General features: G+C 71.4%; 13 protein-coding genes. 6 read left to right on the forward strand and 7 right to left on the reverse strand.

Going from position 1 to position 12,792, the window contains the following annotated elements:
* Positions 1-42: 42 nt before the first annotated feature.
* Positions 43-2,709, reverse strand: a complete 2,667-nt coding sequence (locus LXM90_RS18755) for an MMPL family transporter (protein ID WP_026605271.1) — start codon at positions 2,707-2,709, stop codon at positions 43-45.
* 620 nt (positions 2,710-3,329) lie between these two features.
* On the opposite strand from LXM90_RS18755, the gene hpnH reads away from it, so the two are divergent.
* Positions 3,330-4,493, forward strand: a complete 1,164-nt coding sequence (gene hpnH / locus LXM90_RS18760) for an adenosyl-hopene transferase HpnH (protein WP_020095300.1) — start codon at positions 3,330-3,332, stop codon at positions 4,491-4,493.
* Between the two features lie 81 nt (positions 4,494-4,574).
* Here hpnH and LXM90_RS18765 read toward each other — a convergent pair whose 3' ends face one another.
* The 4 genes from LXM90_RS18765 to LXM90_RS18780 are packed head-to-tail and all read right to left on the reverse strand — an operon-like array spanning position 4,575 to position 7,277.
* The gene (locus tag LXM90_RS18765) at positions 4,575-5,195 is read right to left on the reverse strand and encodes a GNAT family N-acetyltransferase (protein WP_020095299.1); all 621 of its coding nucleotides are present in this window, start codon (positions 5,193-5,195) and stop codon (positions 4,575-4,577) included.
* Positions 5,196-5,224: 29 nt separating this feature from the next.
* A complete protein-coding gene (locus tag LXM90_RS18770; protein ID WP_103986056.1) occupies positions 5,225-6,007 on the reverse strand; it encodes a hypothetical protein in 783 nt (260 codons plus the stop codon).
* Positions 6,008-6,030: 23 nt separating this feature from the next.
* The gene (locus tag LXM90_RS18775) at positions 6,031-6,231 is read right to left on the reverse strand and encodes a hypothetical protein (protein ID WP_012317969.1); all 201 of its coding nucleotides are present in this window, start codon (positions 6,229-6,231) and stop codon (positions 6,031-6,033) included.
* Complete coding sequence (locus tag LXM90_RS18780) at positions 6,228-7,277, reverse strand: hydantoinase/oxoprolinase family protein (protein ID WP_205833397.1); 1,050 nt, start codon at positions 7,275-7,277, stop codon at positions 6,228-6,230. The genes LXM90_RS18775 and LXM90_RS18780 overlap by 4 nt, the downstream gene beginning before the upstream one ends.
* A gap of 9 nt (positions 7,278-7,286) precedes the next feature.
* On the opposite strand from LXM90_RS18780, the gene LXM90_RS18785 reads away from it, so the two are divergent.
* Together LXM90_RS18785 and leuD are read left to right on the forward strand one after the other, a co-directional pair.
* Positions 7,287-8,018, forward strand: coding sequence for a HisA/HisF-related TIM barrel protein (locus tag LXM90_RS18785; RefSeq protein WP_020095296.1), 732 nt, complete (start codon positions 7,287-7,289; stop codon positions 8,016-8,018).
* 69 nt (positions 8,019-8,087) lie between these two features.
* Positions 8,088-8,690: a 3-isopropylmalate dehydratase small subunit gene (gene leuD / locus LXM90_RS18790; RefSeq protein ID WP_020095295.1), complete on the forward strand. Its 603-nt coding sequence runs from the start codon at positions 8,088-8,090 to the stop codon at positions 8,688-8,690.
* A gap of 72 nt (positions 8,691-8,762) precedes the next feature.
* Here the strand turns inward: leuD and LXM90_RS18795 are convergent, their stop codons facing one another.
* Positions 8,763-9,434 carry an O-methyltransferase gene (locus LXM90_RS18795; RefSeq protein WP_026605268.1) on the reverse strand — a complete coding sequence of 224 codons (672 nt, stop codon included), beginning with the start codon at positions 9,432-9,434 and terminating at the stop codon, positions 8,763-8,765.
* A 94-nt stretch (positions 9,435-9,528) separates the two neighbouring features.
* Here LXM90_RS18795 and LXM90_RS18800 point away from each other — a divergent pair, with 94 nt between their 5' ends.
* A complete protein-coding gene (locus LXM90_RS18800) occupies positions 9,529-10,182 on the forward strand; it encodes a TetR family transcriptional regulator (protein WP_020095293.1) in 654 nt (217 codons plus the stop codon).
* Positions 10,183-10,231: 49 nt separating this feature from the next.
* Here the strand turns inward: LXM90_RS18800 and LXM90_RS18805 are convergent, their stop codons facing one another.
* Positions 10,232-10,573, reverse strand: a complete 342-nt coding sequence (locus tag LXM90_RS18805) for a carboxymuconolactone decarboxylase family protein (RefSeq protein WP_020095292.1) — start codon at positions 10,571-10,573, stop codon at positions 10,232-10,234.
* A gap of 171 nt (positions 10,574-10,744) precedes the next feature.
* Between LXM90_RS18805 and LXM90_RS18810 the strand changes: the two genes are divergently transcribed.
* Together LXM90_RS18810 and LXM90_RS18815 are read left to right on the forward strand one after the other, a co-directional pair.
* Positions 10,745-11,959, forward strand: a complete 1,215-nt coding sequence (locus tag LXM90_RS18810; protein ID WP_020095291.1) for a lytic murein transglycosylase — start codon at positions 10,745-10,747, stop codon at positions 11,957-11,959.
* Positions 11,956-12,339: a RidA family protein gene (locus LXM90_RS18815; protein ID WP_020095290.1), complete on the forward strand. Its 384-nt coding sequence runs from the start codon at positions 11,956-11,958 to the stop codon at positions 12,337-12,339. Before LXM90_RS18810 ends, LXM90_RS18815 begins: the two co-directional genes overlap by 4 nt.
* The last annotated feature ends 453 nt before the right edge of the window (positions 12,340-12,792 follow it).

The following is a 12,792-nucleotide window of genomic DNA, read 5'->3' on the forward strand; positions in this document are numbered from 1 at the left end:
TCTCCGAAGCGCCGGCCGCGACCGGCCGGCGCTGCTCGGCTTCTACTTGGCGGGCACCGGATCCTGGTGCGGGGCGGACTTGCGCAGGGCCGCACCGGCCGCCTTCTCGGCTTCCGGACGATCCTCGTCGGGCTGCTCCGGCGGCTCGCCGAGGGTCGCCGGAACCACGAAGAACGCCGCCACCAGGGTGAAGAACAGCGACAGCGCCAGCAGCTTGCCCATGCTGGCCGTGCCCGGATGGCTCGACAAGACCAGCGACCCGAAGGCGCTGCCCGTGGTCAGCGCCGAGAAGAAGATCGCCCGGGTCAGGCTGGAGGCGAGCATGTCGGTCACGCCCGCCCGCCACGCGATCACGTAGTAGATGTGGAACGCCACGCCGACCGCGAGCATCAGCGGCAGGGCGATGATGTTGGCGAAGTTCAGCGGCATGCCGACGATGCGCATCGCCATCAGCGTCCAGAGCGTCGCGATCACCAGCGGGCCGAGGGTCATCGCCACGTCCCACGGCTTGCGCAGGGCGACCGAGAGGATGACGAAGATCAGCACGAAGGCCGTCACCGCCGCCTGCACGAAGGCGCCCAGGATCGTGTAGCTCGACTGCGTGGTGGCCACGGGCGCGCCGGTCGCGTGCGGGGCGACCTTCAGGACCTCGTCCGAGAACCGGCGGAGCACGGTGTCGTCGTTCGAGTCGCCCTTCGGGTGAACCTCGATGCGCGCCCGTCCGTCCGCCGCCACCCAGTCGGCCTTCAGCTGCGGCGGCAGGTTGTCCAGCGTGATCTTCTCGGGATGCAGCAGGTCGCGCAGGCGGGCGAGCAGCGGCACCAGATCCTTGGTGAGCGCCACCGAGGCCGCCTCGCGCATCTGCACCGGTCCGGCGGCGAGCTTGTCCAGGGTGCCGGCGAGCTGCTTGGCCTCCTGGGCGCCCTTCGCGTCGCCCTTGGCGTCGGCCGAGAGGCCGTTGAGCGCCGCGGCGGCGTCCTTGAGCGCCTTGACGTTGTCGGCGTCGGTCGGCGGCGGCGGGCGGCGGCCGGGGTTGAGCACCGGGTCGAGGAGCTGGGCCGTGTCGGCGATCTGGGCCAGCTTCTTGTCCTGATCCCGCGGCACGAAGGTGTCGATGCTGTTGACCGAGGCGGTGACCGGCAGGGCCAGGAGCGTCTTCGACAGCGACGGGACCTCCGCGACGCTGGGCGCCAGCACGTCGATGAAATTCGGGCTGGTCTCGGGATTCTTGATCAGGTCCAGGTAGGTCGCGATGGACTGCGTCTTGGCGCTGCGCAGGTGCATCGGGTTCGAGTCGAACGGCAGGTGCCAGAGCAGCGGCGCGCCGGCCAGGGTCACGAGGCCGACGCCGATCAGGATCGGCTTGCGGTGCCGGATGATCCAGGGGTCGACGCCGACGAGCCAGTCGGTCTGGACCGCGGCCTTCTCGCCCACCGGCTTGAACACCGCGATCAGGGCCGGCAGCAGGATCAGCGAGAACAGGAAGGCCACGATCATGCCGACGCCGGCGATCAGGCCCAGCTCCGACACGCCGCGGAAGGCCGTGGGCAGGAAGGCGAAGAAGCCCGCCACCAGCGACACCGCGGCGAGCGTCAGCGACCAGCCGACGCCCCGGGCGGCGGCGCGGATCGCGCTCTCCAGCGTCGGCTGCTCGTAGCGGTCGGCCCGGTAGCGCACCGAGAACTGGATGCCGAAATCGATGCCGAGCCCGACGAACAGGGCCGCGAAGGCCACCGAGATCGGGTTCAGCTCCTTGACCATGATGAGGCCCAGGGCGGCCGTGACCACGAGGCCCGCGAAGGTGGTGATGATCACCGCGCCGACGAGCTTGCCCGAGCGCAGGGCCAGCCACAGGAACAGCACGATCGCGCCGACGATGATGCTGTTGTTGAGGCCGGCATCCTCCGACAGCGTCGCGAACTCCTCGTCCGCCACCGCCACCGTGCCGGTCAGGCGCATCCGCAGGCCGTTCTGGGCGTCGATCCCGAGATCCTTGGCGACGTTGCGGATCAGCTTGGTCGCCTGGTAGCCGGGCTCCAGGGCGTTGAAGTCGAGGACCGGCTGGATCACCACGAACTTCATCTTGTCGGTGACGCTGGTCTCACCCCCCGACAGGAGTTCCTGCCAGGACATCCGCGCCCGCTGACCCGCCAGCACCTTCTGCAGGGTGGCGTCGATCTGCCCCATGGGCTTCTCGAGGTCCTCGATCTTGGCGTCGCCGGTCTTCACGCCGCGCGCGCCCAGCGTCAGCACCCGCATGATGCCCCGCAGCGACGGGTCGGCGGCGAGCGGGCCGAGCAGACCCTGCTGCTGGGTCAGCGCCTCCAGGGTCTTGTCGAGGTCCGCCTGCGACATCAGCAGCAGGCCGTTCTTGTTGAAGAACGGGCCGCCGTCGGGCCGGTAGACCGTCTCGATCAGGTTCTTGTGCGCCGTGAGCGCCTTGGCGAGGTTGGCGGCCGCCTCCTCGGTCTCCTCCGGCGTCTCGCCGTTGATGACCGCGACGATGGTGTTGCTGCGCTGCGGGAACGCCTTCTCGAAATTGATCTCGTCCTGCCGCCACGGCTCCTTCGGGTCGATCAGCCGCTCGACGTCGGTGTTGATTCGGAACAGGTGCGCCGCGACTCCGAGGCTCGCGACCGTGAGGAACGCCGTGAAGGCGATCACGATCCACCGATACCGCACCGAGAACGCGACGAGACTTTCGATCACGAGCACCCTGCCTGTTCGCATCGGACGCGCCCCGTGCGCGACCGGCTCCTGCCATCTGTCCGGTCCGAACCCGGGCCACCGACACGGGCGGGCTCAGGGCTCCGCCGCGCGACGCTCCGCGATTCGGCCGGGTGCGCATCGGGTTCGAGGAACGCCACACCGCCCGATCCGAGCGCGCCGCGCGCGCCCGGCACCCGACTGATTGCGCCCGATGCGGTCCGCGGTCGGGACACCCGCCGCGGGCCGGGACTTGCATCGCGGCCACGAGGCTCAGTAAAGAGGGCGATGCCAGATTGCAACGCGGCCGCCGTGGCGCGCATCCCGCGCCCGCCCGTGTGCGCTAGCGCACGGCGTTTCTGGCGCGGCCACCCGAATCGTGGGATTCCGGTCGTATTGCCGACGCAATGCACGTGCTGTCCTCAACGATCGGGCGCGTCCGCCCACGGGCTCCGCAAGCGCGGTCCATGTGGCGCCGTTGCGTCAGGCACGGAATAAGATGTCATCGCCCCGCCGAAACGGGGTCATTTCAGATTAGTTCCAAGCTAGATGGCTGGAATTCGAGATTTTTTCGCGTTAAGCACCCCGATGTCCCGGGGCCGACGAAGTAAGGAGCCGCAATCTTGGGTATCCCCCTCCGGTACGTCGCGAAGATCGGCGGCTACATCCTGAAGCAGCACCTCACGGGCCGCAAGCGTTACCCGCTTGTGATGATGATGGAGCCGCTGTTCCGCTGTAACCTGGCCTGCGCCGGCTGCGGCAAGATCGACTACCCGGACGAGATCCTGAACAAGCGCCTCCCGGTCGCCGACGCGCTCGAATCGGTGCGCGAGTGCGGAGCCCCGGTGGTGGTGATCGCCGGCGGCGAGCCGCTCCTCCACAAGGACCTGCCGCAGATCGTCGAGGGCATCATCGCCCAGAAGAAGTTCGCGATCGTCTGCACGAACGCGCTGCTCCTCGAGAAGAAGATCAAGGAGTACAAGCCGAGCCCGTACTTCACGTGGTCGATCCATCTGGACGGCGACAAGGAGATGCACGACCAGTCGGTGTGCCAGCGCGGCGTCTACGACAAGGCCGTGGCGGCGATCGCGAAGGCCAAGGAGATGGGCTTCCGGGTCACCATCAACTGCACCTTCTTCAACAATTCCCAGCCGGAGAAGATCGCCGACTTCTTCGACAGCGTGACCCGAATGGGCATCGACGGCATCACCGTCTCCCCCGGCTACGCCTACGAGCGCGCCCCCGACCAGAAGCACTTCCTGAACCGCAAGGCGACGAAGGACCTGTTCCGCGGCGTGTTCCGGCACGGCAAGGAGAAGGGCCGCGAGAAGTGGACCTTCCAGCAGTCGGGCCTGTTCCTCGACTTCCTGGCCGGCAACCAGACCTACCACTGCACCCCGTGGGGCAACCCGACCCGCACCGTGTTCGGCTGGCAGAAGCCCTGCTACCTGCTCGGCGAGGGCTACGCGGCGACCTTCAAGGAGCTGATGGAGACCACCGACTGGGACGCCTACGGCACCGGCAACTACGAGAAGTGCGCCGACTGCATGGTCCACTCGGGCTACGAGGCCTCCTCGGTGGTCGATTCGGTCCGCAAGCCCTGGAAGCCGCTGGTGCACGCGATCCGCGGCATCAAGACCGAGGGCGAGATGGCCCCCGAGGTCAGCCTGGAGAACCAGCGCCCGGCCGAGTTCGTGTTCTCGCGCAACGTCGCGCAGAAGCTGTCCGAGATCAAAGCGGCCGGCGTCGACACGAAGCAGGAAGCCCGCAAGCGCACCGCCGCCTGACCGGCGCGCGCGACTGACGACACGAGACCCGCGGCCGCGAGGCCGCGGGTCTCTTCGTGTCCGGACCCCGCGCGCGGCGCCTCAGCCGAGCCGCGGCACGTGCGGGGCGCAGTCGCGCGGCAGGGTCCCGTCGAGCCGCGGATCGGGCGCGACCTCGACGTGGATCGCGAAAGGAACGAAGCCGGAGCGCCGGTAGAAAGCGAGCGCGCCGGGATGGTCCAGCGTGCAGGTATGCACCCAGAACCGCGCGATCGGGCGCGCCCAGGCCCGGCCGATCGCCGCGTTCATCAGCGTGCGGCCGATCCCGGTCCCGACCGCGTCCCCGGTCAGTCCGAGGAAGACCAGCTCGCAGGTGCCGGGCCGGCGGAAATCCAGTTCCAGCATGCCGACGTTCCGCCCGTCCCGCCGCAGCGCGAGAATCTCGACATCCCGGTCGGCCAAAATCGCCGCCAGCGCTTCGTCGGCCAGGGTGAGGCGCGAGAACCAGAGCCAGTCGGCGCCCACCGCCCGGAACAGGCTCCGGTAGGTCTCCGGGTCGGTGCGTTCCAGGGGCTCGAGGGCGAGCCCGGGCGGGAACGGCCGTCCGGGCCGCGGGGGCGGCGGGCGCAGCATCTCCAGGCTGGTGACGATCGTGGCGAGATGGCCGGGCGGCACCGCCGCGTAGCCCGGTGTGAGGGTCGGGATTCCGGTCTCCGGCAGCATCGATCCCCTCCGCGGTCGCCTCGGCGCGGTCAGGCGGAAAGCGGGCGCCGTCGCGCGACCAGCCACGGCAGCACGCAGGCCGCCGACACCGCGATCGCGGCGGCGTAGGCCGCGACCGGGTCGATCCGCCCGAGCAGCAGGTGCACGCAGACATAGAAGGCCAGCACGCCGAACGCGCCCTGGGCGCTGCCGCGCACCACCTCCAGGGCGGCGCCGACGCCGTCCTGCGCCCGGGCGAAGACGATGAGCGGCCAGGAGATGATCGGGATCGGCGCCAGGACGCCGCTCAGGCCGGAGCCGAGATGCGGCGCCAGCCCCGAGACCATCAGGACCAGGGCGGTGGCGGCCGCGAGCCGGGCCGGCATGTCCCAGCGCGGCGGGCGCGCCCGGCGGGCCGGCGATTCGGTCCCCGCGGCCGGCCGGCACAGGGCGACCACCAGGGCCATCGCCGGCAGGTCGATCGCCGTGGCGAGCCACAGGCCGGGCTGGATCACCCCGTGCAGCAGCGCGCCGCCGAGGACGAAGCCCGCGAGGGCGAGCAGCGCGGCCGCGAGGCCCCCCGTCCGCGGCGCGGCGACGGCGTAGACGAGGTAGCTGACGGTGACCGCGCCGAGCCCCTCCACCGAGCCGATCGCCGCGTCGGCGGCGAAGCGCTCGCCCTGCTCGGCGGCGAGGTAGATCGAGATCGGCGCCGAGGTCAGCGGGAGGCCCGAGAGCAGGCCGCCGACGAGGCTGCCCCACCGGCGCGCGGCCGCCGACACGGCCCACATCAGGGTCGGCGTGACGACGATCTTGGCGGCGATCAGGCTCATGGCGACCGGCGGGTCCCGGGGCCTCAGGCCGCCTGGGGCGGCCCGTCATCCTCCGGGTCGGCGGGCGAGTTGAGGATGTCCTCGAGCTCGTCGACCAGCCGGTCGACCTGGTCCTCGGTGGCGAGCACCTTCAGAACCTCTCCGGTCTCCGTCTCGACGGCCAGCTCGATATGCGGCCCGACCCGGGCCGTCAGGATCCGGGCCAGGATCTTGATTGCGCTCATGCGAGTGCCTCCTCCGCGGCGATGAGGCCGACCGCCACCGCCGGTCCACAGGTCGAGATGCCGTCGCGCGCGCCGCCGATCCGGTCCGCCAGCAGCGTCACGAGCGGTGTCGAGGGCCGGCCGAGACGCTCGGCGAGGCGGGTGCCCACGAAGGCGCCGGCGCCGCACAGGACGAGGGGCGCGTCCGCGCCGAGATCGGGCCGGCTGAGGATCTCCGCCGCCGCGTCGTGCAGCAGGCGCAGCTGCGCCTCGGCGAAATGGGCGGCGAGCGCCGTCCAGGCCGCTCCGGGCGCCTCCGCCCGGTCCCGCCCGACGATCCGGGCGAGCCGGGTCTCGCTCTCGGCGACCGTCTTGCCCTTGCGGTCGCCGCTCGGCTGCTGGTCGGCGCCCTCGGGGAGCTGGCCGAGGATGCGGTAGACGTCCGCCATGTGGGCGAAGGTCTCGGTCATCAGCCGGGTCCGGCGGCCCGCGAAGGGGGCGTGGTCGGACAGGGCGATCACCGGCGTGCGCACCGCGCCGGTATAGACGAGCTCGCCGGTCTCCAGCCGTTCGGCGTCGCTGTAGCCGGTCGCGGCCGCCCGCCCGCCCACGACGGGAATCAGGTCGGCGGTGGTCGAGCCGATATCGACCAGCAGCGCGTCCGGGACGTGCCGGCCGGCGAGCGCCGCGGTGGCGTGCCAGTTGGCCGAGGCCACGTCCGCCGACAGGGACGCGGCCGCCTCGGGGGCGACGAGGCCGGAGCGGCCGGCGTAGATCCGCACGGTCCCGGCGAGGTGCGACCCGGCCCATCCGGCGAGCGCCGCGACGCCGTCGCGCCGGTCGGCGAAGCAGTCGGTCAGCTCGCCCGTCATGGTCACGGCGTGCAGGGCCGCGCCGCGGGCCCAGTCGGGGGCGGCCTCCAGCGCCCGGTCGAGGGCCGGCAGGCCCTGCCAGAGCGGGCACGGCACCTGGGCGGCGGCCGCGACCCGGCCGTCCTCGACCAGGGCGACCTTGACGTGGACCCCGCCGAGGTCCCACCCGATGGTCGTTGGGTTTGATGAGCGCATGGGACCGCGATGAGCGCCTCGATGGACCACAGGATCGGGCGCCCCGGCTTCGCGGTGATCCCGGTGCTCGATCTCCGGGGCGGCCGCGTGGTGCGGGCGCGCCGGGGCGAGCGCTCCTCCTATGCCCCGATCGAGACGCCCTTGGCAAAGGGCTCGGCGCCGGACGCGGTGGCCCGCGGGCTGGTCGACGCGTGGCCCGCCGCGATCCTCTACGTCGCCGATCTCGACGCGATCATCGACCGCGCCGCGCCCGATCTCCGCGCCCTGGAGGCGATCGCCCGCGCCTGCCCGGGGATCGCCCTGTGGGTCGATGCCGGCTTCGCCGAGCCGGAGGGTGTCGCGGCGTTCCTGGAGGCCGGGCTCGGGCGACCGGTGATCGGCAGCGAGAGCCAGGCGAATGCCGACCTCGTGACGCGGCTCGGCGACCGGGCGGTGTTCTCCCTCGACACGCGCGGCGCGGAGCGGCTCGGCCCGGCGGCCCTCCACGACGATCCGGCGCTCTGGCCGCCGGAGGTGATCGCCATGACGCTGGCGCAGGTCGGCGCCGGGGCCGGCCCGGACCTCGCGGCCCTGGGAGCCCTGCGCGCGCGGGCGCCGGATCGCCGCCTCTACGCGGCGGGCGGCGTGCGCGGCCCGGACGACCTGCGGGCGCTCCGGGCGGCCGGGATCGCCGGGGCGCTGGTCGCCTCGGCCCTCCACGACGGCACCCTGTCCCGGGCGACGGCGCCCGACCTCGCCTGACGCTTCCGGCCCGGGCCCGCGGCTGCTAAACCGCGCGACAGAGAGACCACCGACACGAGCCGTCAGACGATGGAAAAGTTCACCACCCTGGAGGGCGTCGCGGCGCCCCTGCGGACGATCAACGTCGATACCGACCGGATCATCCCGGCGAAGTACCTGAAGACGATCCGGCGGACCGGCCTCGGCAAGAGCCTGTTCGCCGAGATGCGCTACCGCGAGGACGGCTCCGAGAATCCGGACTTCATCCTCAACCAGCCCGCCTACCGGAACAGCAAGATCCTGGTGTGCGGGGATAATTTCGGCTGCGGCTCGTCCCGGGAGCACGCGCCCTGGGCGCTGGCCGATTTCGGCATCCGCTGCGTGATCTCCACGAGCTTCGCCGACATCTTCTTCAACAACTGCGCGAAGAACGGCATCCTGGCGATCGTCGTGTCGCCCGAGGATCTGGAGAAGCTCTTCGAGGACGCCGAGCGCGGCGCGAACGCCACCCTGACGGTCGACCTGGCGGCGCAGACGATCCGGGGACCGGACGGCGGCACCCTGCATTTCGACGTCGACGAGGGCCGCAAGCACAACCTGCTGAACGGACTCGACGAGATCGGGCTGACGCTGGAGCGAGTCTCCTCCATCGACGCCTACGAGCAGAAGCTCGCCCAGCGCGAGTGGGCCTGAGCGACCGGACCCGCGTCCCGACGGCGGTCGCGTCGCGCTGAGGCGACCGCCGGTCCGAGGCCAGGGCCTGCCTCACCCGAGCCGCATGGACAGCTCCACGTCCTCGGCGAACGGCACCGACAGGTAGCCGCGGCTCGGCGCGCGCACCCGCTGCAGGTAGTCCGGGCTGTGGTCCGCGTTGTCGGCGACCACCAGGGCCCCCGGTCCGAGGCGACTCTCCACGAGGCTCAGAACCTCCGGATAGAGCCCCTTCGCCCCGTCGAGGAGCAGCAGGTCGACCGAGTCGGGCAGGTCGAGGCCGAGGGTCTGGAGGGCGTCGCCCTCGCGGAACTCGACGAGGTCCGCCAGCCCGGCCTCCATCAGGTTCGCCCGCGCCCGCACCACCTTGGACGGCTCGAACTCGCAGGTGATCAGCCGGCCGCCGCCGTTGTCGCGCAGGGCCGCGGCGAGGTGCAGGGTCGAGAGACCGAAGGACGTGCCGAACTCGACGATCGTCCGCGCCCGGCGGGTTCGCGCGACCATGTAGAGCAGCCGGCCGGTCTCCCGAGAGACCGCGAGGGGCATATCCTTGAGCCGGCTGTAGAAGTCCCGGTAGCCGGTGCGGCTGCCCATGAGGCGCGCCCGCTCGTCCGCCGAGAGATCGCCGATGGCGCTCAAGGGTGAGGAGGCCTCCGCCTGCGCGAAGAGACTGTCCAACAGCGACGCGATACGCGGTTCGGCGAGTGTGGATGCTGAGAGTGACATGGCGCGTTGCTTTCCGTCTTGCGCGTTCAACTGAACACGACGCAGAGTACCGGCGCCCCCTGCCCGCGCCTATTCGCGTTCCGAGCCCCGCCCCATGCCCGACCGGCCAAGTCTCGGAATCGCCAGGCGAAAGCAGCCCCGGCAGGCGCGCTCCAGCGACCTCGTCGCGGCCGTTCTGGAGGCCGCCGCTCAGGTTCTGGCGGAGGTCGGCGCGGCGCGCTTCACGACGGCGCGGGTCGCCGAGCGCGCCGGCGTCAGCATCGGCTCGCTCTACCAGTACTTCCCCAACAAGGCGGCGATCCTGTTCCAGCTCCAGAGCGACGAGTGGCGGGACACGAGCGCCCTCCTCGCCGGCCTCCTGACGGATCCCACTTGCGCGCCCGGCGAGCGCCTGCGCGCCGCCGTCCACGCCTTCGTGCGCTCGGAATGCGCGGAGGCCGCGATGCGCCGGGCCCTCGACGCGGCCGCCCCGGCCTATCGCGACGCGCCCGAGGCCGCGGAGCCGCAGCTGGCCGGCTCGCAGGCGTTCCGCGACTTCCTGCGCGCGGCACTTCCCGCGGCGCCCGAGACGGACCTGGCGGTCGCGGGCGAGATCATCGCGATGACGCTCGGCGAGGTCGGCGAGCGCATCTCGGAGATGGTCCGGACCGAGGCGGCCATGGCGACCTTCGCGGACGCCCTGGCCGACATGCTCTGCGCCTATCTGGACCGCCTGGGCAGCCGAGACCGGGCCGGCACGCCGTCCTGAAGACGAGCCCCGGACCCGGCGAACCGGACATGGCCCTATCCCGGTCGGCTCAGCCGGACTCGCCGGTGAACGCCTCGAAGGCGCGGGCGGTGTAGACCAGGGCGGCGCCGGCGTTCAGTGCCACCGCCACGCCCAGCGCCTCCACGACCTCCTCCTTGCTCGCGCCGGCCTTGCGGGCGGCGTCGGAATGCACCGCGATGCAGCCGTCGCACCGGGTCGTGACCGCGACCGCGAGGGCGATCAACTCGCGGGTCTTCGCGTCCAGCTTGCGCTCGGTCGGGGCCGCCGCGGCGAGCTGGTCGTGGGCCTTGAGGAGGTCCGGGCTCACCGCACCGATGCGCCCGAGCGTGCTGACGAGCTCGGCGCCGTACTGATTCCAGTCCTTCATCATGCGTCCCGTCTCCCTGTTCGTTGACCCGACCGGCGATGCGCCAGTACGGTGCCAACCTACCGGTTGGTAGGCCGCAGGGTCAAGACGAGGCGGGTTTCCTCACCGTTCGTTAACCCACATGTCGCCTGAATCCGCGCCCAGACTCCGTTCCGCATCGTGAGGATCGTCAGCATGCCGAAGCACCCGACGGGACCGAGGACGGCGCGCGCGCTCGGGCTGCTCGCCGGCATCGCGGTCCTGCCCCTGGCGAGCCTGCCGGCGCGGGCCGATTTCGACAGCTGCCTCGCCGGCATCCAGTCGCAGGCGGCGGCGGCGGGCGTCTCGGCGCAGACCTTCCGGGCCGCCACGAGCGGCATCGGCTACGACGACAAGGTGATCGAGCTGTCCCAGGCGCAGCCCGAGTTCAAGACGCCGATCTGGGACTACATGGCGGCGCTCGTCGACGACGAGCGGGTCGAGGACGGGCGCGCGGCCATGCGCCAGAACGCGGCGGCGCTCGCCCAGGCCGAGTCGCGCTACGGGGTCGACCGCTACACGATCGCGGCGGTCTGGGGCGTCGAGTCGAATTTCGGCAAGAATCTCGGCAAGATGCCGCTGGTGCAGTCGCTGGCGACGCTCGCCTGCTCGAACAACCGCCGTCGGGACTTCTTCCGCGGCGAGCTGATCGCCACCCTGCGGATCATCGAGCGCGGCGACATCGCGCCGGAGCGGCTGACCGGCTCCTGGGCGGGCGCCTTCGGCCAGACCCAGTTCATGCCGACGACCTATCAGCGACTCGCCGTGGACGGCGACGGCGACGGCCGGCGCGACGTGGTCGACTCCGTGGCCGACGCCGTCGCCTCCACCGCCAACTTCCTGCGCGTCGCCAAGTGGCAGAACGGTCAGGTCTGGGGCTACGAGGTGAAGCTGCCCCGCGGCTTCAACGTCGGCGCCGCCGGGCGCAAGAACAAGAAGCCGGTCGCCCACTGGGCGTCGCTCGGCGTCACCCGCGCGGACGGGCGCCCGCTCTCGGGCGAGGGCCCGGCCGGGATCCTGGCGCCGGCCGGCATCGACGGACCGGCCTTCCTGGTGACCCGGAACTTCGACGCGATCTACTCGTACAACGCCGCCGAATCCTACGGCCTCGCCATCGCGGTCCTGTCCGACCGGCTGCGCGGCCGGCCCGGCGTCCAGGCAGCCTGGCCGACCGACGACCCGCCCCTGTCGCGGGCCGAGCGCCGCGACCTCCAGACCCGGCTGGCCGCCCGCGGCTACGACGTCGGCGAGCCGGACGGTAAGGTCGGCCAGAAGACGCGCGACGCCATCAAGGACGTCGAGCGCCGGCTCGGCATGACACCCACGGGCCGCGCCGGCGGCAAGGTTCTGGAGGCCCTGCGCGGCGGATGAGCCGGCGGCTGATCACGTCGGGGTCCCCGTTCGAGCGGGATTACGGCTACTCCCGGGCGGTGGTCGACGGCGACACCGTCTACCTGTCCGGGACGACCGGCTACGACTACGCCACGATGACGATGCCCGACGGGGCCGCCGCGCAGGCCGAGGCCTGCTGGCGCACGATCCGTTCGGTCCTCGCCGAGGCAGGAACCGGCCTCGGCGGCGTCCTGCGCGCCACCTACTACGTCACCGACCGGGACGATGCCGAGGCCGTGCTGGCCGTCTGCGGGCGGGTGCTGGCGGACGTCCGGCCCGCCGCCACGATCGTGGTCGTGGCGGGCCTCCTGCGCCCCGAGATGCGCGTCGAGATCGAGGTGACCGCGCGGATCGGCTAGACGCCTGTCCCGCTCCCGATCGCGCCGTCTCCGCGCCGTTCCGTCGGGCCGCGGCGCCACTCCGATCCGCAGATGACGTCATCCCCATCGTGCCCGAGCTCTGCGTGCAAGGGAGCGACTCGATCCCGGTCATTCGGGCTGGTCGGGCGTGGCCCCGCGCCACGGGCACGATCTCAGGTTCTGCTCGCCGACTGACGGCCCGCTCCTGCAGCCGGCGCAGACCGCGTCGCGGGTGACCGCTTCCTCGCCCGCCCTGCGCGCCTGAACCGCGTGTCTTTCAGATCTCGATCCAGATCTGCGAGATTACGTTGACATGCGGGCTCAGATTTATCAGGCCACACCGCAGCATCGACGAGTTTGTCGATCTCGCGGAACGTATTATGATAAAGATATTTTTGAGTAAAAATCTATCGCGTAGGATGATGACGCAGATTGCCTTGATAGGTCTACTTA

The sequence above is a fragment of the Methylobacterium oryzae genome (genome assembly GCF_021398735.1).
In the GTDB taxonomy this organism is placed as follows: Bacteria; Pseudomonadota; Alphaproteobacteria; order Rhizobiales; family Beijerinckiaceae; genus Methylobacterium.

What these genes read in the sequence shown, in the direction of transcription:
- LXM90_RS18765 (WP_020095299.1), bottom strand. Translation starts at nt 5,195, where the DNA reads ATGCTGCCGGAGACCGGAATCCCGACCCTCACACCGGGCTACGCGGCG.
- LXM90_RS18770 (WP_103986056.1), bottom strand. Translation starts at nt 6,007, where the DNA reads ATGAGCCTGATCGCCGCCAAGATCGTCGTCACGCCGACCCTGATGTGG.
- LXM90_RS18775 (WP_012317969.1), bottom strand. Translation starts at nt 6,231, where the DNA reads ATGAGCGCAATCAAGATCCTGGCCCGGATCCTGACGGCCCGGGTCGGG.
- LXM90_RS18780 (WP_205833397.1), bottom strand. Translation starts at nt 7,277, where the DNA reads ATGCGCTCATCAAACCCAACGACCATCGGGTGGGACCTCGGCGGGGTC.
- LXM90_RS18785 (WP_020095296.1), top strand. Translation starts at nt 7,287, where the DNA reads ATGAGCGCCTCGATGGACCACAGGATCGGGCGCCCCGGCTTCGCGGTG.
- leuD (WP_020095295.1), top strand. Translation starts at nt 8,088, where the DNA reads ATGGAAAAGTTCACCACCCTGGAGGGCGTCGCGGCGCCCCTGCGGACG.
- LXM90_RS18795 (WP_026605268.1), bottom strand. Translation starts at nt 9,434, where the DNA reads ATGTCACTCTCAGCATCCACACTCGCCGAACCGCGTATCGCGTCGCTG.
- LXM90_RS18800 (WP_020095293.1), top strand. Translation starts at nt 9,529, where the DNA reads ATGCCCGACCGGCCAAGTCTCGGAATCGCCAGGCGAAAGCAGCCCCGG.
- LXM90_RS18805 (WP_020095292.1), bottom strand. Translation starts at nt 10,573, where the DNA reads ATGATGAAGGACTGGAATCAGTACGGCGCCGAGCTCGTCAGCACGCTC.
- LXM90_RS18810 (WP_020095291.1), top strand. Translation starts at nt 10,745, where the DNA reads ATGCCGAAGCACCCGACGGGACCGAGGACGGCGCGCGCGCTCGGGCTG.
- LXM90_RS18815 (WP_020095290.1), top strand. Translation starts at nt 11,956, where the DNA reads ATGAGCCGGCGGCTGATCACGTCGGGGTCCCCGTTCGAGCGGGATTAC.